The sequence below is a fragment of the Streptomyces sp. NPDC014861 genome (assembly GCF_043081625.1).
Classification (GTDB): domain Bacteria; phylum Actinomycetota; class Actinomycetes; order Streptomycetales; family Streptomycetaceae; genus Streptomyces.
The window spans coordinates 33509-54207 of the sequence record NZ_JBIBWV010000029.1 but is presented as its reverse complement, the minus strand read 5'-3'; the positions used below and the strand labels follow the sequence as shown (position 1 = coordinate 54207).

The window sequence follows — 20699 nt, the reverse complement described above, 5'->3', positions numbered from 1 at the left end:
ATTGACGGCCCTCGTCAATCGGGGCGACGGACCGCCCGGTGCGTCCCGCAGGATGGGGGCGTGAGCGTGACCATCGACATCACCGGAGTGCCGCCCGAGCGGATCGTGTTCTGCCCCTCGCCGCTGGCCGAGCTCGGCAACGCCGTCCACGTCCTGGCGGAGCCGGGCCACCATCCCGGCCACCACGCGTGGGCGACGGCGACCACCGCCGCCCTGGAGCCCGGCCTCGCCGACCGGCTCCTGGAGGCCGACTTCATGTGGCGATCGACCCGCTCGGACTTCCTGCTGCCGGCGCGGCCCCGGGAGACGCTGGCCGAGGAGCTCGACGACCTGGACCGGCTGGACGACGAGAGGTTCGTCGGCGCCGCCCTGGAGATCTCGTGCAGCCCGCTCTACGCCCGGGGCGGCATCCCGTCGCCGCTGGTCGACGAGCGGTCCGCGCGCCGGGCCCTGGACCTGGCCGCCGCGCGCGGCCCGCGGCAGGCCGCCTTCGTGGAGCGGATGCTCTCCGCGCCGACCGCCACGCGCGCGTGGATCCGGCGTCTCCTGGAGGACTGCGACGAGGCGTTCTTCGCCGAGGCGTGGCGGCGGATCCGGGTGCAGCTCGCCGCCGACGCGCGCCACAAGACGGAGCTGATGCGCCACAAGGGTCTCGCCGAGGCCCTCGCGGACGCCTCGCCGGCGCTGAGCCTGGAGGAGGACGGCGAGAGCGCCCGGATCGTGGTCGACAAGCTGATGGAGGCCCGGGCGGACGCCCGGACCGGAGCGGTGACGCTGGTGCCGAGCGTCTTCGGCCGGCCGCACCTGATGGCCCTGTACGCGCCCGGCTGGCAGCCGGTGATCATGTACCCGGCCGCGAGCCGCGAGGTCGGCGGCCTGGAGTCGGTCGAGACGGTGCGGCTGCGCCTCGACGCGCTCGCCCATCCGGTGCGGATGCGGATGTGCCGCAGTCTGGCGCGCGGCCCGTACTCGACGAGCGAGCTGGCGGACACGTACGGCATCACCGCGCCGGAGGTCTCCCGGCACCTGGCGGTGCTCCGCAAGGCCGGGCTCCTCACCACCCGCCGCCGGGGCCGCTACGTCCTCCACCAGCTCGACTTCTCGGTCGTCGCCCGCCTGGGCAGCGACTTCCTGGAGTCGGTGCTGCGCTGAGCCGGGGCGCCGCCCCGGAGGCGGGCCGCGCGGGCCCGTCAGCCCTTGGCGCCGCCGCCCGCGCGGACCAGGCCCGTCTCGTACGCGAGGACGACGACCTGGACGCGGTCGCGGAGGCCCAGCTTGGTGAGGATGCGGCCCACGTGGGTCTTGACCGTCGCCTCGGAGAGGACCAGGCGGGCGGCGATCTCGCCGTTGGAGAGGCCCTGGGCGACGAGGAGCATGACCTCGCGCTCGCGGTCGGTCAGCTTCTCCACCTCGCGGTGCTCGGGCTCGCGGCCGGAGGACGGCAGCATCGGGGAGAAGCGGTCCAGGAGGCGGCGGGTGGTCGAGGGGGCGACGACGGCGTCGCCGCTGTGCACGGAGCGGATCGCGCCGAGGAGCTCGGCCGGGGGCACGTCCTTCAGCATGAAGCCGCTCGCGCCCGCCTTCAGGCCGGAGAACGCGTACTCGTCCAGGTCGAAGGTGGTCAGGATGAGCACCTTCGGGGCGTCGGGCTCGGCGCAGATCCGGCGGGTCGCCTCCACACCGTCGAGGCGCGGCATCCGGACGTCCATGAGGACCACGTCGACCCGGGTGGCCCGCAGCACCTCCAGGGCCTCCGCCCCGTCGCCCGCCTCCGCCACGACCTCCATGTCCGGCTGGGCGGCCAGCACCATGCGGAAACCGGTGCGGAGGAGCACCTGGTCGTCGACGAGCATCACGCGGATGGACATGCGGTTCCTTCGGTGAGTGGGGACGAAGCTCGGGTTCTCAGTGTGCTGGCTTGAGCGGAAGCAGCGCGCTGATCCGGAAACCGCCGCCCGGGCGGGGTCCCGCGTCCAGGGTGCCGCCGACCATGCCGACCCGCTCCCGCATGCCGATGAGGCCGTGGCCGCGCCCGTCGGCACCGCCGTCCTCGTACATCTCCTGGGGGGCGCCCCGGCCGTCGTCCTCGACGAGCAGGCCGAGGCCGTCGTCGAAGTAGACGAGCCGGACACGGGCGCCGACGTCGGGCCCGCCGTGCTTGCGGGTGTTGGTGAGGGCTTCCTGGACGATCCGGTAGGCGGTCAGGCCGACGCCGGTGGGCAGCTCGCGCGGGGTGCCCTCGACGATGAGGTCGACGGTGAGACCGGCGCCCCTGACCTGCTCGACCAGCTCCTCGATCTGCTCCACGTCGGGCTGCGGCACGTACTCGCCCGCCTCCTTGTGCTCGCCGGTGCGCAGGATGCCGAGCAGCCGGCGCATCTCGGCGAGCGCCTGCCGGCCGGTGGTGGAGATGGTCTCCAGGGCCTGCTTGGCGGTCTCCGGGGAGGAGTCCATGACGTAGGCGGCGCCGTCGGCCTGCACCACCATCACCGACACGTTGTGCGCGACGACGTCGTGGAGCTCGCGGGCGATCCGGGCCCGCTCGGCGGCGACCGCGACCTTGGCCTGCGCCTCCCGCTCCCGCTCCAGCCGGGCGGCCTTCTCCTCCAGCTGGGCGAAGTAGGCGCGGCGGGTGCGGAGCGAGTCGCCGAGGACCCAGGCGAGGGCGAACGGCACGGCCATGATCACCGTGAAGAAGACCTGTCCCGGCACCGAGACGCTGCCCTCCAGCGGCCATCTCAGCTGGGAGAGCGGGGCGGCGACGATGCCGCCGGCGAGGGCGAGCCGGGAGGCCCACCGGGGGCCGTCGTGGGCGGCGACGGTGAAGATCATGACGAGCATGGCGAAGTTCGCCACGAACGGCGCGAGGTCGAGGGCCAGCTGGACGACGCCGAGGGCGACGGTGAGCACCAGCATCCGCTCCGGCGCCCGCCGCCGCAGGGCGACGACCAGGGAGTAGAGCACGGCTACCGCCCCGTATCCGACGGGGTGGCCGAGGCTCGGCGTCGCCCCGACCCACAGCACGGACATCCCGAGGAGGACGACGGCCCAGAAGACGTCGACGCCCGTCGGGTGGCTGCGGATGAAGTCGTAGAGGCGCTGCACGTAACCCAGAGTAGGGAACGGGTACGGGCGGGGGATCAACCGTGCGGTCGATCCTTGCGGCCGGACCCGTACGACCGGGGGTGGAGACTGGGGCCCGTGACGGATGACGTGACGGACGGGACGGAGCCGCCGGCGGGCGACGGGCGGGAGTGGCGGGGCTGGCGGGAGGCCGCGGAGCGGGCGCTGTACGGACCCGGGGGGTTCTTCCTGCGCCCGGAGGGCCCCGCGGGCCACTTCCGCACCTCGGTGCACGCCTCGCCGCTCTTCGCGGCGGCGGTCGCCCGGCTGCTCGTCGCCACGGCGGAGGAGCTGGCCACCGACGAGGTCGCCCTGGTGGACATGGGCGCGGGCCGGGGCGAGCTGGTGACCGGGGTGCTGGCGGCGGTCCCGGCGGGGCTGCGGGTACGGGCGTACGCGGTGGAGCGGGCCGCCCGGCCGGACCGGCTCGACCCCCGGGTGGAGTGGACCGACCGGCCGCCGGAGGGGGTGCGCGGTCTCCTCTTCGCGAACGAGTGGCTGGACAACGTGCCGGTGGACGTCGCCGAGGCGGACGAGGACGGCACGGTCCGGTACGTGGAGGTGCGCGGCGACGGTACGGAGCGGCCGGGCGCCCCGGTCGAGGGCCCGGACGCGGAGTGGCTGGCCCGGTGGTGGCCGCTGTCCGGTCCGGGCGAGCGGGCCGAGATCGGCCGGCCGCGGGACGAGGCGTGGGCGGCGGCGGTCGGTTCGCTGGCGGCGGGCACGGCGGTGGCGGTGGACTACGGACACGTACGGGACTCCCGGCCGCCCTTCGGGACGCTCACCGGCTTCCGGGCGGGCCGCGAGGTCGCGCCGGTGCCGGACGGCCGCGGCGACCTCACCGCCCATGTGGCGATGGACGCGTGCGCGGCGGCGGTGCACGCGCGCGTGGCGGCGGAACTGACGACCCAGCGGGAGGCGCTGCGCCGGCTCGGGGTCTCCGGGGACCGGCCGCCACTGGCGCTGGCCTCGACCGACCCGGTGGCGTACGTGCGGGCGCTCTCCGCCGCCGGGGAGGCGGCGGAACTGACCGCGCGCGGCGGCCTGGGCGACTTCCTGTGGCTGAGCCAGCGGGTCTGAGGGGCGCCGCCGTGGGCGGGCGGGTTCGAGGGGACCGCCTAAGGGGCGGGTGGTCGGCCGGGGCTGAGGGGGCGGGCCCGAGGGGGGCTGGTCGTCCACAGGCCGGGCTCGTGCGGCGGGTTGTCCACAGGCCGGGGACCGGCCCGTCGGAGGGGTGCCGGAGCGGGGGATACTGTGCGGCATGACGGAGACCACGGTCGGCATCGGCGGCGCGGCGGAGAGCACCGACATGGTGCTGAACATCGGCCCGCAGCACCCCTCCACCCACGGCGTGCTCCGGCTGCGGCTCGTGCTCGACGGCGAGGTGATCCGGCACGCGGAGCCGGTCGTGGGCTACATGCACCGGGGTGCCGAGAAGCTCTTCGAGGCGCGTGACTACCGCCAGATCGTCATGCTGGCGAACCGGCACGACTGGCTGTCGGCCTTCTCCAACGAGCTCGGTGTGGTGATGGGCGTCGAGCGGATGCTCGGCATGGAGGTGCCTGAGCGGGCGGTGTGGCTGCGCACGCTGCTCGCGGAGCTGAACCGGGCCCTCAACCACCTGATGTTCCTCGGCTCGTACCCGCTGGAGCTCGGCGGGATCACGCCCGTCTTCCACGCCTTCCGGGAGCGCGAGGAGCTCCAGACGGTGATGGAGGAGGTCTCCGGCGGCCGGATGCACTACATGTTCAACCGGGTCGGCGGCCTCAAGGAGGACCTGCCGGCGGGCTGGCTCGGCCGGGCCCGGCAGGCGGTCGCGGACGTGCGCTCGCGGATGGACGTGTACGACCGGCTGGTCCTCGGCAACGAGATCTTCCGCGCCCGCACGCGCGGGGTCGGCGTGCTGGCCCCGGAGACGGTGCACGCCTTCGGGGTGTCCGGGCCGATCGCCCGTGCCTCGGGCGTCGACTTCGACCTGCGGCGGGACGAGCCGTACCTGGCCTACGGGGAGCTCCAGGACACCCTGCGGGTGGTGGTCCGCGAGGAGGGCGACTGCCTGGCCCGCTTCGAGTGCCTGCTGGAGCAGACGCACAACTCCCTGGAGCTGGCGGACGCCTGCCTGGACCGGCTGGCCGAGCTGCCGCGGGGGCCGGTCAACCAGCGGCTGCCGAAGGTCCTGAAGGCGCCGGAGGGGCACACGTACGCCTGGACCGAGAACCCGCTCGGGCTGAACGGCTACTACCTGGTGTCGAAGGGCGAGAAGACCCCGTACCGGCTGAAGCTGCGCTCGGCCTCGTACAACAACATCCAGGCGCTGGTGGAGCTGCTGCCGGGGACGCTGGTCGCGGACATGGTCGCGATCCTGGGGTCGTTCTTCTTCGTCGTGGGCGACATCGACAAGTGACGGCCGGGGTCGTTCAGGCCCGGTCCACCCGGGCCAGGCGCATCACCACGTAGTCGCGTTCCTCGCGGTCGGGGCGGCGGCGGTCGACGACGGACCAGCCCCAGCGCGCGTACCGCTCCGTCAGTTCCGGCACGTCGAGGGTCATGAGGAGCGCGGGGCCCGCCCCGGCGACGGCCAGCAGGGCGTCGTGGAGGGCCCGGCCGATGCCGCGGCCCTGGTGGGCGGGGGCGACGAGGAGTTCGGCGAGCTCGAAGGCGGGTTCGGCGCCGGAGAGGACGGTGTCGGTCCAGCCCGCAGCGAGGCCGAGGAGTGCGCCGTCGGGGCCGAGGGCCGTCACCGCGTGGAAGTCGGGGCGCCGGGCGGCGGAGTCGCAGAGCCGGTCCGCGGTCCTCACGGCGCCGAGCGGCGGTTCGTGCCAGGGGGCGCCGGCGAAGGCCTGGGCGCACAGGGCGATCAGTTCGTCGCGGCGGGCCGGGGCCTCCTTCGGGAGGAGGAGGCCGGGCCGGTGGGTCACTGGTTGACGGCGCCGCGCAGTTCGGCGAGGTCGAGCTGCTCGGTCTCGTCGTGCGCGGTCAGGTCGATGACCTGGCCGATCGGGCCGGTGGCGGAGGGGCGGACGACGACCGGTTCGTCGGCGGCCGGTTTCCCGCTTCCGGGCTCCTCGGCCGCGGGCTCCTCGCGCCGCCCGGCGGCGGCCGTGGCCGGGACCGGGGTGAGGGCGGGGCCGCGGTCCGGGAGCGCGGCGGCCGCGCGGGCCTCCTCCAGGACCTCCTCGCCCACCACGTCGGCGAGGTCGGTGTCCTGGACGGCCTCGATCGCCGCCGCCTTCTGCGTGCCGAAGAAGTCGAAGCCGCCCTCGGTGCGCTGGACGGGCCGGCGGGCCGCGTACGGGACGATCGCGCTGGCCGCCGGGACGGCCGGGGTGCGGTCCTGGGCCGGGGCCGCCGGGGGCAGCGCCTTCGCGGTGGCCGCGGGGGCGAGGGCGGCCGGTCCCGCCGGCGCGTCCTCGGTGTCCTCGGTGGCCCGGTCGTCCTGGCCGACCGGGCGGGTGTGCTGCTCGGCGGCGTGCCGGCCGCGCGGCTCGTCCGTCTCGGCGGCGCGCTCGGCGAGGTCGCGGGCGCGGGCCGCCTCGGCGGTGCGGCGGGCCTGCTGGGCGGCGGCGTTGCGGGGCAGGTCGCGCAGGGCCTGGGCGGCCCGGCGGTACGCCTCCGGGGTCGGCGTGGAGCTGCCGGCGGGCAGTTCCCTGGGGGCGTCGGCGCTCGCCTGGGCCAGGACGCGGCGGCCCTCCAGGGCGCTGGCCCGCTCGGTCTCCGCGGTCGCGTAGCGGCGCAGCAGGTCGGCGTGCTCGCCGCGCAGCCCGGCCAGTTCGACGCGCTTGGCGCGGAGCTTGGCGTCGAGGCGGATGCGCAGGGCGCGGGACTCCTCCAGGTCCGCTTCCAGTTCGGCGAGGCGCTCGTCGGCCTTCCACTGGTCGGCGGTGCGGGCGCGGGTCAGCTCGGCGACCTGGCGGCCGGCGCTGCGGTCCCAGCCGCGCATGAGGACGGCACCGGTGACGGCGGCGGCCGCCGCCGCGACGGCCAGCAGCCGCACGACCACGAGTTCCCCGGGGATCCAGGCCGCCGCGGCGCACACGGCCGCGGCGCCGGCGACCGCGGAGGGCGGCATCAGCTTGTGCAGAGGCGGGGAATGGCGATGGCGTCCACGTGGCATGGCCTGAAATTTACCGTGCGTAGGGACGGTGTGGGGGGTCGGCCCGGTAATCTCTTGGCCACTTCTCACCGACGGAATCGGAGAGAGGGCGTTCCGCTTCCGCTTCGGGCCGACTTCCCCTCTTCGGCGTCTACTTGCCGACCAGCCCCTTCTCCTTCAGATAGGCGGCCGCGACGTCCTCCGGCTTCGCCCGCTCGGCGTCGACCTTGCGGTTGAGTTCGGCGAGATCCGCTGTGGTGAGCACCTTGGTGATCTTGTCGAGCGCGGCGGTCACCTCGGGAGCCCCGGCCTCCTTCGCGTTCACCACCGGCAGCACGTTGTCCGCGTTCTGCAGCTGCTTGTCGTCCTCCAGGAAGACCAGGCCGAAGCTCTCCACCGTGGCGTCCGTGGTGGTCGTCAGGACCAGCTGGTCCACGCCGTCCTTGACGGCCTGCTTGGCCTGCGGGGTGCCGACCCCCTTCGGGTCGACGCCCGTCACGTCGATGCCGTAGGTCTTCTTCAGACCGGGGGCGCAGAAGGGGCGGACCGCGCATTCGTCACCCGCCGCGATCTTCACCTTCAGCTTCGCCGCTCCGAGATCCGAAAGCGTCTTCAGCTTGTTCTTCTCGGCGAATTCCCTCGACACCGCGAAGGCGTTCTGGTCGACGGCCTCCCCTGCGTCCAGGACCTTCAGCCCACGCGGTTCCGCGAGCTTCCGCAGCGCGTCCACGGTGGCCTTCGCGTCCCCGGAGGCGACCGGCTTCTCCTCGGGCGCCTTCGGGCCGTTGGCCTTCGCGTTGAGGAATTCCGCGAGCGTCGCCGCGTATTCCGGTACGACGTCGATCTCGCCCTTCTCCAGGGCGGGCTCGTACAGCTCCCGGTTCTTCACGGTGGTGACCGAGACCGCGTACCCCTCGTCGCGCAGCAGCTGCGCGTAGAGCTCGGCGAGCACCTTCGACTCGGTGAAGGCGGCCGCGCCGACGACCAGCGAGCCCTTGTCCCCGCCGGAGCCCCCGGACGTCTTCTCCTTGCCCTGCTCCAGGCTGTCGCCGCCGCACGCGGCGAGCGAGACGGCCAGCGCGGCGGCACCCAGCAGCGCGCCGGTGGCGCGCGAGATCCTGTTCACGGATTGGTTCCTTCGCTCTCTCGGTGTCCTGATACGTCAAGTCCGGGGCGGCCGGGGGACGAGCAGCCGGTCCAGGCCGATCAGCAGGCCCTCGACCACGAGCGCGAGCAGCGCCACCAGGACGGCGCCCGCGACCACCTGGGCGGTGTCGTAGAGCGCGAAACCGGCCGTGATGATCCGGCCGAGGCCGCCCTGGCCGACCATGGCGGCGATGGTCGCCGTGGCGACCACCTGCACGGCGGCGGAGCGCACCCCGGTCATCACGACCGGGGCGGCGAGCGGCAGCTCGACCGCGCGGAAGACCTGCCCACCGGTCATGCCCATGCCCCGGGCCGCGCGGACCGCCGCTCGGTCCACCTCGCGGACGCCCACGTACGCGTTGGTCAGCAGCGGCGGGATCGCGAAGAGGACCAGGGCGGTGACGGTCGGCACATAGCCCGCGTTCCTCAGCGGGGAGACCATGAAGAGGGCGAGGACGGCGAAGACCGGGACCGCCCGCCCCACGTTCGACACGTTGACCGCCAGCGCGCCGCCGCGCCCGACGTGGCCGAGCCAGAGCCCGAGCGGCAGCGCGATCGCGCCGGCGATCAGCAGCGCCAGCGCGCTCACGTAGGCGTGCTCGGCGAGGCGCGCGGCGATGCCCTCCTCGCCGCTCCAGTGCGCACCGGTGGTGAGCCAGGCCCACGCGTCCGTCACGGCCCCCATCTCACCCGCCTCCCGGCGCGCTCCGGTCCCGGGACCAGGGCGTGAGCAGCCGCTGGGCCCCCAGGAGGAGCAGGTCGGCGACGACGGCGAGGAGCACGCACAGCACGGAGGCGGCGAGCACCTGCGCCTTGAAGAAGGTGGGCAGGGCGTCCTCGATGAGATTGCCGAGGCCGCCGCGGCCGACGACCGAGCCGATGGTGGTGAGCGCGATCGTGGAGACGGTGGCCATCCGGACGCCGGCCATCAGGACCGGCAGCGCGAGGGGGAGTTCGACCTGCCAGAGCAGGCGCCAGGGGCCGAAGCCGAGGCCGCGCGCGGCCTCGCGGGTCTCCGCCGGGACGGCTTCGAGGCCGGCCAGGGTGTTCCGTACCAGGATGGTCAGCGCGTACAGGACCAGGCCGGTGACGACCAGCGCGGAGGAGAGCCCGAAGACCGGCAGCAGCAGCGAGAACATGGCGAGCGACGGCACCGTGTAGAGCAGCGTGGTCAGTCCGAGGACCGGAGTGGCCAGCCGGGGCCTGGCCCGCACGAGGAGGGCCAGCGGCACGGCGACGAGCAGGGCGATCACCACCGAGGCGGCGGTGATGCCGACGTGCTGGACCAGGGCCTCGGTCAGCTCCTCGCGGCGGGTACGCAGATACTCCGCGCAGATCCAGTCGTTGGCGACCAGGCAGTTCGACGAGCTCATCCGGACCTCCCCCCAGGTCGTCGTCGCTAGAACGTGTGTCTGGACGACCCTAACCGCCACCACCGACAATCCGGCCGATCCGCGGGCCCGCGCCGCCGATCCGCCACGTCGCCGCAACACCGCCTTCACACATGCCCGGTGGCGAGGGGCCAGAATGGGCGCATGATCCGGTTCGAACAGGTGACCAAGCGCTACCCGGACGGCACCACCGCGGTCGACGACCTCTCCTTCGAGGTCGCCGAGGGGGAGCTCGTCACGCTCGTCGGCCCCTCGGGCTGCGGCAAGACGACCACGATGATGATGGTGAACCGACTGGTCGAGCCGACCTCGGGCCGCGTCCTCGTCGACGGTCGGGACGTCGCGGAGGTGGACCCCGTCGCCCTGCGCCGCAAGATCGGCTACGTCATCCAGCAGGTCGGGCTCTTCCCGCACCGCACGGTCCTCGACAACACCGCCACCGTCCCCGCCCTGCTCGGCTGGAAGAAGGCGGCCGCACGCGCGCGTGCCGCCGAACTCCTCGAACTCGTCGGCCTCGACCCCGCCGTGCACGGCCCCCGCTACCCCGCGCAGCTCTCCGGCGGCCAGCGCCAGCGCGTCGGCGTGGCCCGCGCGCTCGCCGCCGACCCGCCGGTCCTCCTCATGGACGAACCCTTCGGCGCCGTCGACCCGGTCGTCCGCGAACGGCTCCAGAACGAGTTCCTCGCCCTCCAGGCCACCGTCCGCAAGACCGTCCTCCTCGTCACGCACGACATCGAGGAGGCCGTCCGGATGGGCGACCGCATGGCCGTCTACGGACAGGGCCGCATCGAGCAGTTCGACACCCCGGCCACCGTGCTGGCCTCCCCCGCCACCCCGTACGTGGCCGACTTCGTCGGCGGCGACCGGGCCCTCAAGCGGCTGGCGGTCACCCCCGTCACGGCCGAGGACCTGGACCCGCTGCCCGCCGGCCCCGCCGGGACGCCCGCCAAGCCCGCCACGCGCGCGCGTGCCGAAGCCGGACCCGCGCCCCGCTCCGTACCCCTCGGGGGAAGCCTCAAGGACGCGCTCGCGCTGCTCCTCCAGGACGACTCCGGGCATCTCACCGTCACCGGCGCCGACGGCCGGCCGCTCGGCACCCTCACCCCCGCGGGGGTGCACCGGGCCCTGCGCCGCGCGGCCTGACCGGGCCGACCGGGCCGGGCCGACCGGACCGACCGGGCCGGGCCGGGCCAACCTGACACCCGGACCGACCCGGACTGGCCCTGCGCGCCCGTCCTGACCGGGCCGCGGGCCCGGACTGCCCCGGCGCGCCCGACCCGGCGCGCCCGACCGGGCCGCGGCCCCGGCCGGGCTGCCCGGCCCGGCCCGGAAGGCGTCGCCTAGTCCGCCCGGAGCTTCCCGCTCATCCACACCAGACCGGGCGGGATCTCGCGGTTCCAGGTGGTGAAGTTGTGCCCGCCGCTGTCCAGCGTGATCGAGGAGACCCGCGCCGGGCTCTTCACCTTCCGGATGAACTCCTCGGTCCCCTTCCGGTTGCCCTCTCCGGACCTCGACGTCGTCACCAGGAACGACGACCTCGGCTGCGGCCGGTGGTCCAGGCTCCACAGCAGGTCGGCCCGGTGCCGCAACGCCTGGTCGCCGTGGAAGAGGTCACCCGTCGTCACGTCCTCCGCCGCCTTGTAGTACGCGGAGAAGCCCGCCCCGGCCACAAACCGGTCCGGGTGGTTCAGCGCGATCTTCAGCGCGCAGTACCCGCCCGTCGAGTTCCCCATGAACCCCCAGTTCCGCGGCTTCGTCCCCACCCGGTACGACTCCGACACCGCCCTCGGCAGGTCCTCGGCGAAGAAGGTCTCCGTCCGCGGGCCGCCCGGCACGTCCACGCACTCGGTGTCCCGCGGCGGCGCCACCGTCGGCCGCAGCATCACCAGGATCATCGGCTGCATCCGCCCCTCCTTCGCCTGGAGGTACGCCGTCCGCGGGTACTTCAGCCCCTTGATCAGGTTCTCCGCCGTGCCCGGATACCCCGTCAGCACCACCGACGCCGGGAACGACTTCTTCGCGTACCGCTCCTGGAAGTACTCCGGCGGCAGATAGACGAAGGCCGGCGAGGTGATCCCCGACCGGTCCCCGCGGACCACCACCTCCTGGATCTGGCCGCCCACCGCCGGCCGCGTCCCGCCCGGCACGTCCAGGGCCCGCGTCCCCACCACCCGCACGTCCGCGGAGCCGGCGCCGTGGTCGACGACCACCCCCATCTCCTGCTCCTGGCCGAACAGGTCCGCCCAGGATCCGTAGAAGAGGAAGGAACGATTCGCCGCGAGCCCCACCGCCGCGAACAGCGCCAGCTGCGTCGCCAGCAGCAGCCCCACCCTGGCGAAGACCGGCCGCCACCCCCGCCGTGCCAGCCGCGGCCACAGCACCACCGTGACCGAGAAGAGCGCGACGGCCACCGCCACCGCCGTGACGAGGGCTTTGCCGCTGGTGAGACCCATGAGACGTCCGAACCTTCCTGCGTACGACTTCCCGGACGTCCCGACGACTTCCTGAGAATTTCCTGTGACCGGATGAACCCGCCCGCGCACAGCCCCGTCCTAAGGGGAGCCCCGAACGGGGCCGAAAACGACCACGAACGCACGGGGAGCGCGGGAAGCGATGTCTGTCACGGTAGATGGGGACAAAACATCATCGGTTCCGGTTCGGGTCCGCCGAATTCTCAGCGGCCCGGCCCCCGAGAAGGTCCCCTCGCTCGTCGGTACCGCCTGCACCCTGGTCGGACTCCTCGACATCGCGGCCGGGGTCTTCCCCCGCTTCCGCGCCAGCCGGGTCCACGCCCTGGCCGAAGTCCTCCCCGGCACCCTCGGACCGCTCTCCGCCGCCGTCTCGCTGAGCGCCGGCGTCCTCCTGCTCCTCCTCGCCCACGGCCTCAAGCGCCACAAGCGCCGCGCCTGGCGGGCCGTCGTCCTGCTCCTCCCCCTCGGCGCCGCCGCCCAGTTCGTCTGGCGCCACTCGATCCTCGGCTCGCTGCTCTCGCTCGCCCTGCTCGCCCTGCTGCTGCGCCACCGGGACCAGTTCGCCGCCCTCCCCGACCCCCGCAGCCGCTGGCGCGCCCTCGCCAACTTCGTCGTCATGGGCGCCGGCTCGCTCGCCCTCGGCCTCGTCGTCGTCAGCGCCCACCCCCGCCGCGTCGTCGGCGACCCCAGCCTCACCGACCGCCTCGAACACGTCCTCCTCGGACTCTTCGGCGTCGAGGGCCCCGTCGCCTACACCCACGGCGTCGACTGGACCGTCGGCTACTCCCTGGGCGCCCTCGGCATGCTCACCGCCCTCACCACGCTCTACCTCGCGCTCCGCCCCGAACACCCCGCCGCCCGCCTCACCGCCGACGACGAGACCCGGCTCCGCGCCCTCCTCGAACGCCACGGCGGCCGCGACTCCCTCGGCCACTTCGCCCTCCGCCACGACAAGGGCGTCGTCTTCTCCCCCAGCGGCAAGGCCGCCGTCTGCTACCGCGTCGTCTCCGGCGTCATGCTCGCCAGCGGCGACCCCATCGGCGACGTCGAAGCCTGGCCCGGTGCCATCGAACGCTTCATGGACGAGGCCCGCGCCCACTCCTGGACCCCCGCCGTCATGGGCTGCTCCGAGACCGGCGGCCAGGTCTGGACCCGCGAGACCGGTCTCGACGCCCTCGAACTCGGCGACGAGGCCGTCATCGACGTCGACGCCTTCTCCCTCTCCGGCCGCTCCATGCGCAACGTCCGCCAGATGGTCAAGCGGATCGAACGCAACGGCTACACCACACGCGTGCGCCGGGTCCGCGACCTCGACGACGCCGAACTCGAACTCGTCCGCCGGGCCGCCGCCGACTGGCGCGGCACCGACACCGAACGCGGCTTCTCCATGGCCCTCGGCCGCATCGGCGCCCCCGGCGACGGCGACGCCGTCATAGCGACCGCCCACCTCACCGACCCGGACGACCCCGGCGGCGCCCCCTACGGCGACCTCAAAGCCATGATCCACTTCGTGCCCTGGGGCCCCGACGGCATGTCCCTGGAGCTCATGCGGCGCGACCGCTCCGCCGACCCCGGCATGAACGAGCTCCTCATCGTCGCCGCCCTCCAGGCCGCCCCCGGCCTGGACATCCGCCGCGTCTCCCTCAACTTCGCCATGTTCCGCTCGACCCTCGCCCGCGGCGAACGCATCGGCGCGGGCCCCGTCCTCCGCCTCTGGCGCGGCCTGCTCCTCTTCCTCTCCCGCTGGTTCCAGATCGAGTCGCTCTACAAGTTCAACGCCAAGTTCCAGCCCCGCTGGGAACCCCGCTTCGTCGTCTACCGCGCCGGCCGCGACCTGCCCCGCATCGGGCTCGCCGCCATGCAGGCCGAAGGCTTCCTCACCCTCGCCCTGCCCCGCCCCTTCGCCCGCCGCCGCAGCCGCGCCCCCCGCCCCTGCGCCCACGTCGTCGCCCCGCGCACCGGCCGGGAGCACGAGGTCGGTGCGGCCTGAAACCGCCCGCGGCCCCGGCGGGCCCTACGCTGGTCGTATGAGTACGACGATCGACCGGGGCGCCCCCCTCGGCCTCCCCGAGTGGGACCGCTGCGCGGTCATGGGCGTGGTCAACGTGACCCCGGACTCCTTCTCCGACGGCGGCCGCTGGTTCGACACCACGGCCGCCGTCAAGCACGGCCTCGACCTCATCGCCCGGGGAGCCGACCTCGTCGACGTCGGCGGCGAGTCCACCCGGCCCGGCGCCAGCCGCGTCGACGAGGACGAGGAGCTCCGCCGCGTCGTCCCCGTCGTCCGCGGCCTCGCCGCCGAAGGCGTCACCGTCTCCGTCGACACCATGCGGGCCTCCGTCGCCGCCGCGGCCGTCACGGCGGGCGCCGTACTCGTCAACGACGTCAGCGGCGGCCTCGCCGACCCCGGCATGGTCCCCGCCGTCGCCGCCGCCGAGGTCCCCTTCGTCGTCATGCACTGGCGCGGCTTCAGCGACAACATGAACAGCCTCGCCGTCTACGAGGACGTGGTCGCCGAGGTCGTCACCGAGCTCCGCACCCGGATGGAGGCCGTCGTCGACGGCGGCATCGCCCCCGAGCGGATCGTCATCGACCCCGGCCTCGGCTTCGCCAAACTCGCCCCGCACGACCTCGCCCTCGTCGCCCGCCTCCCCGAGCTGCGCGCCCTCGGCCGCCCCCTCCTGGTCGCCGCCTCCCGCAAACGCTTCCTCGGCCACGTCCTCACCCGCGAGCCCGGCGCCACCCCGCCGCCCGCCCGCGAGCGCGACGCCGCCACCGCCGCCGTCTCGGCCCTCGCCGCCCACGAGGGCGCCTGGGCCGTCCGCGTCCACGAGGTCCGGGCCAGCGCCGACGCCGTCCGCGTCGCCCGCGCCGTCGAAGGAGCCCGGTGACCGGCGGGCGCGAGGCCGACCGGGCCGCGGACCGCGCCGCCGTGGAGGCCGCCAACACCGCCTTCTACGAGGCGATGGAGGAGGGCGACTTCGACCGGCTCGAAGACCTCTGGCTCGACGACGGCGCCTCCGAGATCTCCTGCGTCCACCCCGGCTGGCCCGTCCTGACCGGCCGCGGCGAGGTGCTCCGCTCGTACGCGCTGATCATGGCGCACACCGACTACATCCAGTTCTTCCTCACCGACGTACGCACCTCGATCGGCGGCGACACCGCGCTCGTCACCTGCACCGAGAACATCCTCAGCGGCGGCCCCGCCGAGGACGGCGCCGAGCTCGGACCCCTCGTCGGGCAGCTCGTCGTCGCCACCAACACCTTCCGCCGGACCCCCGAGGGCTGGCGGATCTGGTCGCACCACGCCTCCCCCGTCCTCGGCGGACCCGACGACGAGACACCCCCCGCGACCACCGCCGACGACGCCGGACCCACCGCCTGACGGCCCCGACAGCAAGCGCTGTCGGTGCCCGCAGGTAGATTCGATGGAGGACACCCGGCCGTCCGCACCCGGCTGCGTGCCCCCGCAACTACGACAGCAGGAGTGATTCGCGTGGATCGTGTCGCGCTGCGCGGCCTCAAGGCCCGAGGTCACCACGGCGTCTTCCCCAAGGAGCGCGAGGAGGGGCAGACCTTCATCGTGGACCTGGTCCTCGGCCTCGACACCCGCCCGGCGGCCGCAGACGACGACCTCACCAAGACCGTCCACTACGGCGTCGTCGCCGAGGAGGTCGTCGACGTCGTCCAGGGCGAGCCCGTCGACCTGATCGAGACCCTCGCCGAGCGCATCGCCCAGCAGTGTCTGAGCCACGCCGGCGTCCAGGAGGTGGAGGTGGTCGTCCACAAGCCCGACGCCCCCATCACCGTCCCCTTCGACGACGTCACCATCACGATCACCCGGAGCCGTCGATGAAGCCGAACCAGAGCGACCCCACCGTCCAGCCCGTACCGGCCGCGGTGGTCGCCGCCGTCGACGCCGCGGACACCACCCTGTCCAACCCGCGCTGGGCGGTCCTCGCCCTCGGCGCCAACCTCGGCAACCGCCTGGAGAACCTCCAGGGGGCCCTCGACGCCCTCGCCGACACCCCCGGCCTCCGCGTCAAGGCCGTCTCCCCGGTCTACGAGACGGCGCCCTGGGGCGTCGAGCCCGGCAGCCAGCCCTCGTACCTCAACGCCGTCGCCCTCGTGAAGACGACCCTCCCGCCCTCCTCCCTCCTGGAGCGCGCCCAGGCCGTCGAGGAGGCCTTCCTCCGCGTACGGGAGGAGCACTGGGGCGCCCGCACGCTGGACGTCGACATCATCACGTACGCGGACACGGTCTCCGACGACCCCGTCCTCACCCTCCCCCACCCCCGTGCCCACCAGCGCGCCTTCGTGCTCGCCCCCTGGCACGACATGGACCCGGAGGCCCAGCTCCCCGGCCACGGCCCGGTGGCGGCCCTCCTGGCCGCCGCGGACCGCGCCGGCGTGACACCTCGGACCGACCTGGAACTCCGCCTCCCCGAGTAGTCGTTACGCTACGTGGCAGACCACCCGCGACCACGTGAAGGACACCCGGTGAAACAACTGCGGCTCAAGGTGCTCGCCGGACTCTTCCTGGTCGCCGGCATCCTCTCCTGGGGCGGCGCCCGCCTCTGGGACTCGGTCGGCACGCTCCCCAGCGTGCCGATCGCCGCGCCCATCGTCCTCGCCGTGATCGCGGTGGTCCTCACGGCCACCGCGCTCTCCATCCGGGCCCGCCTCAAGGCCCAGCGGGAGCGGCGCCCCGGCGCCAAGGGCGTCGAGCCCCTGATGGCCGCCCGCGCGGTCGTCTTCGGCCAGGCCAGCGCCCTGGTCGCCGCCCTCGTCGCCGGTCTCTACGGCGGCGTGGGCGTCTTCCTCCTCGGCTCCCTCGACGTCCCGGCCCGCCGCGACCAGGCCCTCTACGCCGCCGCCTCCGTGGTGGCCGGCTTCGCCGTCATCGCCGCCGCCCTCTTCCTGGAGCGCGTCTGCAAGCTCCCGGAGGACGACGAAGGCCCGGGCGGCGCCCGGGCCTGACATCGACGGAGCTCGTCAGCGCGCCATGATGAGGCTCATCGCCTCGGCGCGGGTCGCGGGGTCGCGCAGCTGGCCCCGGACCGCCGAGGTGATCGTCTTCGCGCCCGGCTTGCGGATGCCGCGCATCGACATGCACATGTGCTCGCACTCGAAGACCACGATGACGCCGCGCGGCTCCAGGATCTCCATCAGCGAGTCCGCCACCTGCGTGGTGAGACGTTCCTGCACCTGGGGCCGGCGGGCGTAGACGTCGACCAGCCGGGCCAGCTTCGACAGGCCCGTGATCTTGCCCGTGGTGGAGGGGATGTACCCCACGTGGGCCACCCCGCGGAACGGGACGAGGTGGTGCTCACAGGTCGAGTACACCTCGATGTCCTTGACCAGCACCATCTCGTCGTGGCCCAGGTCGAAGGTGGTCGTCAGCACGTCCTGGGGCTGCTGCCACAGCCCCGCGAAGATCTCCTTGTACGCCCGCGCCACGCGCGCCGGGGTCTCCCTGAGCCCCTCGCGGTCCGGGTTCTCGCCGACCGCGATGAGGAGCTCCCGTACGGCGTTCTCCGCGCGCTTCTCGTCGAACTCGCCGATCGTGCCCTCGCCGTCCAGCGTCACCGGGTCGGTCATCTGTGCCTCGTTCCGTCTGGTCTGACATGGCGCGAAAAAGGGCCGCGCCCCCACAGGCTAGAACCTGTGGGGGCGCGGCTTCCATTCCGGGGGCCGGGGCTCAGGGCTCCGGGGTGTCCTCGGGGGCGATGTCGATGCCCTTGGTGGTGTCCACCGGGGTGGTGCCGTTCGCCGAGGTGCCGTTCGCCGTGTTCGTCAGGGCCAGCTCCTTGGGGGAGAGGACCGGCGGACGCGTGGACGGGGTGCGGCGGGACGAGCCGGTCCAGGCCGGACGGGCCGGGCGCTTGACGATCGGCCGGAAGATCTCGGCGATCTCCTCCTTGCCCAGGGTCTCCTTCTCCAGGAGGGCCAGGACCAGGTTGTCGAGGACGTCGCGGTTCTCGACCAGGATCTCCCACGCCTCGTTGTGCGCGGTCTCGATGAGCTTCTTGACCTCTTCGTCGACCAGCGCGGCGACCTCTTCCGAGTAGTCGCGCTGGTGCGACATCTCACGGCCGAGGAAGGGCTCGGTGTTGTCGCCGCCGAACTTGATGGCGCCGAGCCGCTCGGTCATGCCGTACTGGGTGACCATCGAGCGGGCGGTGGCCGTGGCCTTCTCGATGTCGTTCGCGGCACCCGTGGTCGGGTCGTGGAAGACGAGCTCCTCCGCCGCGCGCCCGCCCAGCATGTAGGCCAGCTGGTCGAGCATCTCGTTGCGGGTGGTGGAGTACTTGTCCTCGTCCGGGAGGACCATCGTGTAGCCCAGGGCGCGGCCGCGGGACAGGATGGTGATCTTGTGGACGGGGTCGGCGTTCGGGGAGGCCGCCGCGACCAGGGCGTGGCCGCCCTCGTGGTACGCGGTGATCTTCTTCTCCTTGTCCGACATGATCCGGGTCCGCTTCTGCGGGCCCGCGACCACGCGGTCGATCGCCTCGTCCAGCATGTGGTTGTCGATCAGCTTCTTGTCCGAGCGGGCGGTCAGCAGCGCCGCCTCGTTCAGGACGTTGGAGAGATCGGCACCCGTGAAGCCGGGGGTGCGGCGGGCGACGGCGCCGAGGTCGACGTCGGGCGCGACCGGCTTGCCCTTCTGGTGGACCTTGAGGATCTCCAGACGGCCCTGCATGTCGGGGCGGTCGACCGCGATCTGGCGGTCGAAGCGGCCCGGGCGCAGGAGGGCGGGGTCGAGGATGTCGGGGCGGTTCGTGGCGGCGATCAGGATGACGCCGCCCTTCACGTCGAAGCCGTCCATCTCGACGAGCAGCTGGTTGAGGGTCTGCTCGCGCTCGTCGTGGCCGCCGCCGAGGCCGGCGCCGCGGTGGCGGCCGACCGCGTCGATCTCGTCGACGAAGACGATGGCCGGGGCGTTGGCCTTGGCCTGTTCGAAGAGGTCGCGGACCCGGCTGGCGCCGACACCGACGAACATCTCGACGAAGTCGGAGCCGGAGATCGAGTAGAAGGGCACCCCGGCCTCGCCGGCGACGGCGCGCGCGAGGAGCGTCTTGCCGGTTCCGGGCGGGCCGTAGAGCAGGACGCCCTTGGGGATCTTGGCTCCGACCGCCTGGAACTTCGCGGGCTCCTGGAGGAACTCCTTGATCTCGTGGAGTTCCTCGACGGCCTCGTCCGAGCCGGCGACGTCGGCGAAGGTCGTCTTCGGCGTGTCCTTGGTGATGAGCTTCGCCTTGGACTTGCCGAACTGCATGACGCGGGAGCCGCCGCCCTGCATCTGGTTCATCAGGAACAGGAAGACGACCACGATGAGGACGAAGGGGAGGAGCGAGAGCAGGATCGAGACGAAGGGCGACTGCTTCGTCGGCGAGACGGTGTAGCCCTTCTCGATCTGCCCGGCCTCGAACTTCTCCTGGAGCTTGTCGGCCAAGTCTGCGCCCTGGGTGCCGATGTAGCTGGCCTGGATCTTGCTGCTGTTGTCGATCTTCTGGCCGTCGACCAGCTCGGCCTTGATGATCTGTTCGTCACCGGTGGTGAGCTTGACCTGCTTGACCTGGTTCTTGTCGATCGCCTGGACGACCTGGCCGGTGTCCACCGTCTTGTAGCCCTCGGACGAGCCGACGACCTGCATCAGCACGACCACGGCGAGGACGGCCAGCACGATCCACATGACCGGCCCACGGAAGTATCGCTTCACGTCCATCCATACGGAGCGAGAACGCCCCGTCCCTCCTGCCCGTAGGTAAATGCCTCTGTGTGAGAAAGCTGTATCGAGAAAGCTGTGCGGGAAACGCGGTGTGAGAAAAGCTGTTCTTCGGACGGTACCTCAGCATCGTCGCCCGCGACCGCCTTCCCGTGGTTCAACGGGGGGAAGGCGGTGCGGGTTCCCCGAACGCGGAAGGCAGCTCAGCCGCCGTAGACGTGCGGGGCGAGCGTGCCGACGAAGGGGAGGTTCCGGTACTTCTCCGCGTAGTCGAGGCCGTAGCCGACGACGAACTCGTTGGGGATGTCGAAGCCGATCCACTTGACGTCGATGGCGACCTTGGCGGCCTCCGGCTTGCGCAGCAGGGTGCAGACCTCCAGGGAGGCCGGCTCGCGCGAGCCGAGGTTCGACAGGAGCCAGGAGAGCGTCAGGCCGGAGTCGATGATGTCCTCGACGATCAGGACGTGCTTGCCCTTGATGTCGGTGTCGAGGTCCTTGAGGATGCGGACGACGCCGGAGGACTGGGTGCCCGCGCCGTAGGAGGAGACGGCCATCCAGTCCATGGTGACGGGGGTGGACAGGGCGCGCGCCAGGTCCGCCATCACCATCACGGCGCCCTTGAGGACTCCGACGATGAGCAGGTCCTTGCCCGCGTATTCCGCGTCGATCTTCGCGGCCAGCTCGGCCAGCTTCGCGTCGATCTCTTCCTTGGTGATGAGCACCGACTGGAGGTCGGTGCCCATGTC

At 73.1% G+C, this 20699-nt stretch carries 21 protein-coding genes; 10 read left to right on the top strand and 11 right to left on the bottom strand.

What is annotated here, in order from left to right; translation table 11 throughout:
- The first annotated feature begins 60 nt into the window (after nucleotides 1–60).
- The gene (locus ACF1BN_RS34025) at nucleotides 61–1152 is read left to right on the top strand and encodes a DUF5937 family protein (RefSeq protein WP_392335443.1); all 1092 of its coding nucleotides are present in this window, start codon (nucleotides 61–63) and stop codon (nucleotides 1150–1152) included.
- Between the two features lie 38 nt (nucleotides 1153–1190).
- On the opposite strand, the gene ACF1BN_RS34020 is transcribed toward ACF1BN_RS34025, so the two are convergent.
- Both ACF1BN_RS34020 and ACF1BN_RS34015 read right to left on the bottom strand, forming a co-directional pair.
- On the bottom strand, nucleotides 1191–1868 hold the full coding sequence (locus ACF1BN_RS34020) for a response regulator (RefSeq protein ID WP_392335442.1): 678 nt from the start codon (nucleotides 1866–1868) through the stop codon (nucleotides 1191–1193).
- A 37-nt stretch (nucleotides 1869–1905) separates the two neighbouring features.
- Nucleotides 1906–3105, bottom strand: a complete 1200-nt coding sequence (locus ACF1BN_RS34015) for a sensor histidine kinase (protein WP_392335441.1) — start codon at nucleotides 3103–3105, stop codon at nucleotides 1906–1908.
- 96 nt (nucleotides 3106–3201) lie between these two features.
- On the opposite strand from ACF1BN_RS34015, the gene ACF1BN_RS34010 reads away from it, so the two are divergent.
- Both ACF1BN_RS34010 and ACF1BN_RS34005 read left to right on the top strand, forming a co-directional pair.
- On the top strand, nucleotides 3202–4203 hold the full coding sequence (locus ACF1BN_RS34010; RefSeq protein ID WP_392335440.1) for an SAM-dependent methyltransferase: 1002 nt from the start codon (nucleotides 3202–3204) through the stop codon (nucleotides 4201–4203).
- Nucleotides 4204–4384: 181 nt separating this feature from the next.
- On the top strand, nucleotides 4385–5527 hold the full coding sequence (locus tag ACF1BN_RS34005) for an NADH-quinone oxidoreductase subunit D (RefSeq protein ID WP_392335439.1): 1143 nt from the start codon (nucleotides 4385–4387) through the stop codon (nucleotides 5525–5527).
- A gap of 13 nt (nucleotides 5528–5540) precedes the next feature.
- On the opposite strand, the gene ACF1BN_RS34000 is transcribed toward ACF1BN_RS34005, so the two are convergent.
- From ACF1BN_RS34000 to ACF1BN_RS33980, 5 genes are all read right to left on the bottom strand, one after another.
- Complete coding sequence (locus ACF1BN_RS34000) at nucleotides 5541–6041, bottom strand: GNAT family N-acetyltransferase (protein WP_392335438.1); 501 nt, start codon at nucleotides 6039–6041, stop codon at nucleotides 5541–5543.
- The gene (locus ACF1BN_RS33995; protein ID WP_392335437.1) at nucleotides 6038–7237 is read right to left on the bottom strand and encodes a hypothetical protein; all 1200 of its coding nucleotides are present in this window, start codon (nucleotides 7235–7237) and stop codon (nucleotides 6038–6040) included. Before ACF1BN_RS33995 ends, ACF1BN_RS34000 begins: the two co-directional genes overlap by 4 nt.
- Before the next feature lie 130 nt (nucleotides 7238–7367).
- Complete coding sequence (locus ACF1BN_RS33990; RefSeq protein WP_392335436.1) at nucleotides 7368–8342, bottom strand: ABC transporter substrate-binding protein; 975 nt, start codon at nucleotides 8340–8342, stop codon at nucleotides 7368–7370.
- Nucleotides 8343–8378: 36 nt separating this feature from the next.
- On the bottom strand, nucleotides 8379–9047 hold the full coding sequence (locus tag ACF1BN_RS33985; protein ID WP_392335435.1) for an ABC transporter permease: 669 nt from the start codon (nucleotides 9045–9047) through the stop codon (nucleotides 8379–8381).
- A 1-nt stretch (nucleotide 9048) separates the two neighbouring features.
- Nucleotides 9049–9735, bottom strand: a complete 687-nt coding sequence (locus ACF1BN_RS33980; RefSeq protein WP_392335434.1) for an ABC transporter permease — start codon at nucleotides 9733–9735, stop codon at nucleotides 9049–9051.
- 162 nt (nucleotides 9736–9897) lie between these two features.
- On the opposite strand from ACF1BN_RS33980, the gene ACF1BN_RS33975 reads away from it, so the two are divergent.
- Entirely contained in the window at nucleotides 9898–10896 is a 999-nt protein-coding gene (locus ACF1BN_RS33975; RefSeq protein ID WP_392335433.1) for an ABC transporter ATP-binding protein, read from the top strand.
- Between the two features lie 197 nt (nucleotides 10897–11093).
- Here the strand turns inward: ACF1BN_RS33975 and ACF1BN_RS33970 are convergent, their stop codons facing one another.
- Complete coding sequence (locus tag ACF1BN_RS33970) at nucleotides 11094–12206, bottom strand: alpha/beta hydrolase (protein ID WP_392335432.1); 1113 nt, start codon at nucleotides 12204–12206, stop codon at nucleotides 11094–11096.
- Between the two features lie 160 nt (nucleotides 12207–12366).
- Here ACF1BN_RS33970 and ACF1BN_RS33965 point away from each other — a divergent pair, with 160 nt between their 5' ends.
- From ACF1BN_RS33965 to ACF1BN_RS33940, 6 genes are all read left to right on the top strand, one after another.
- Complete coding sequence (locus ACF1BN_RS33965) at nucleotides 12367–14214, top strand: phosphatidylglycerol lysyltransferase domain-containing protein (RefSeq protein ID WP_392335431.1); 1848 nt, start codon at nucleotides 12367–12369, stop codon at nucleotides 14212–14214.
- Between the two features lie 37 nt (nucleotides 14215–14251).
- Nucleotides 14252–15115 carry a dihydropteroate synthase gene (folP, locus tag ACF1BN_RS33960; RefSeq protein ID WP_392335430.1) on the top strand — a complete coding sequence of 288 codons (864 nt, stop codon included), beginning with the start codon at nucleotides 14252–14254 and terminating at the stop codon, nucleotides 15113–15115.
- On the top strand, nucleotides 15112–15609 hold the full coding sequence (locus ACF1BN_RS33955; RefSeq protein ID WP_392335429.1) for a nuclear transport factor 2 family protein: 498 nt from the start codon (nucleotides 15112–15114) through the stop codon (nucleotides 15607–15609). The genes folP and ACF1BN_RS33955 overlap by 4 nt, the downstream gene beginning before the upstream one ends.
- Before the next feature lie 111 nt (nucleotides 15610–15720).
- Complete coding sequence (folB, locus tag ACF1BN_RS33950; protein WP_015034453.1) at nucleotides 15721–16080, top strand: dihydroneopterin aldolase; 360 nt, start codon at nucleotides 15721–15723, stop codon at nucleotides 16078–16080.
- Entirely contained in the window at nucleotides 16077–16676 is a 600-nt protein-coding gene (gene folK, locus ACF1BN_RS33945) for a 2-amino-4-hydroxy-6-hydroxymethyldihydropteridine diphosphokinase (RefSeq protein WP_392335428.1), read from the top strand. Before folB ends, folK begins: the two co-directional genes overlap by 4 nt.
- Before the next feature lie 48 nt (nucleotides 16677–16724).
- On the top strand, nucleotides 16725–17204 hold the full coding sequence (locus tag ACF1BN_RS33940) for a DUF3180 domain-containing protein (protein WP_392335427.1): 480 nt from the start codon (nucleotides 16725–16727) through the stop codon (nucleotides 17202–17204).
- Nucleotides 17205–17219: 15 nt separating this feature from the next.
- Here the strand turns inward: ACF1BN_RS33940 and folE are convergent, their stop codons facing one another.
- From folE to hpt, 3 genes are all read right to left on the bottom strand, one after another.
- Complete coding sequence (gene folE / locus ACF1BN_RS33935) at nucleotides 17220–17825, bottom strand: GTP cyclohydrolase I FolE (RefSeq protein WP_376603027.1); 606 nt, start codon at nucleotides 17823–17825, stop codon at nucleotides 17220–17222.
- A gap of 100 nt (nucleotides 17826–17925) precedes the next feature.
- Entirely contained in the window at nucleotides 17926–19953 is a 2028-nt protein-coding gene (gene ftsH, locus ACF1BN_RS33930; protein ID WP_392335426.1) for an ATP-dependent zinc metalloprotease FtsH, read from the bottom strand.
- A gap of 203 nt (nucleotides 19954–20156) precedes the next feature.
- The gene (gene hpt / locus ACF1BN_RS33925) at nucleotides 20157–20696 is read right to left on the bottom strand and encodes a hypoxanthine phosphoribosyltransferase (protein ID WP_030219931.1); all 540 of its coding nucleotides are present in this window, start codon (nucleotides 20694–20696) and stop codon (nucleotides 20157–20159) included.
- Nucleotides 20697–20699: the final 3 nt, after the last annotated feature.

Bases quoted from the DNA above. Each gene is read 5' to 3' on its own strand.
- ftsH (WP_392335426.1), bottom strand. From the start codon at position 19,953: ATGGACGTGAAGCGATACTTCCGTGGGCCGGTCATGTGGATCGTGCTG.
- ACF1BN_RS33995 (WP_392335437.1), bottom strand. From the start codon at position 7,237: ATGCCACGTGGACGCCATCGCCATTCCCCGCCTCTGCACAAGCTGATG.
- folK (WP_392335428.1), top strand. From the start codon at position 16,077: ATGAAGCCGAACCAGAGCGACCCCACCGTCCAGCCCGTACCGGCCGCG.
- ACF1BN_RS33975 (WP_392335433.1), top strand. From the start codon at position 9,898: ATGATCCGGTTCGAACAGGTGACCAAGCGCTACCCGGACGGCACCACC.
- ACF1BN_RS34020 (WP_392335442.1), bottom strand. From the start codon at position 1,868: ATGTCCATCCGCGTGATGCTCGTCGACGACCAGGTGCTCCTCCGCACC.
- folE (WP_376603027.1), bottom strand. From the start codon at position 17,825: ATGACCGACCCGGTGACGCTGGACGGCGAGGGCACGATCGGCGAGTTC.
- hpt (WP_030219931.1), bottom strand. From the start codon at position 20,696: ATGGGCACCGACCTCCAGTCGGTGCTCATCACCAAGGAAGAGATCGAC.
- ACF1BN_RS34005 (WP_392335439.1), top strand. From the start codon at position 4,385: ATGACGGAGACCACGGTCGGCATCGGCGGCGCGGCGGAGAGCACCGAC.
- ACF1BN_RS33970 (WP_392335432.1), bottom strand. From the start codon at position 12,206: ATGGGTCTCACCAGCGGCAAAGCCCTCGTCACGGCGGTGGCGGTGGCC.
- ACF1BN_RS33985 (WP_392335435.1), bottom strand. From the start codon at position 9,047: ATGGGGGCCGTGACGGACGCGTGGGCCTGGCTCACCACCGGTGCGCAC.
- folP (WP_392335430.1), top strand. From the start codon at position 14,252: ATGAGTACGACGATCGACCGGGGCGCCCCCCTCGGCCTCCCCGAGTGG.
- ACF1BN_RS33965 (WP_392335431.1), top strand. From the start codon at position 12,367: ATGTCTGTCACGGTAGATGGGGACAAAACATCATCGGTTCCGGTTCGG.
- ACF1BN_RS33980 (WP_392335434.1), bottom strand. From the start codon at position 9,735: ATGAGCTCGTCGAACTGCCTGGTCGCCAACGACTGGATCTGCGCGGAG.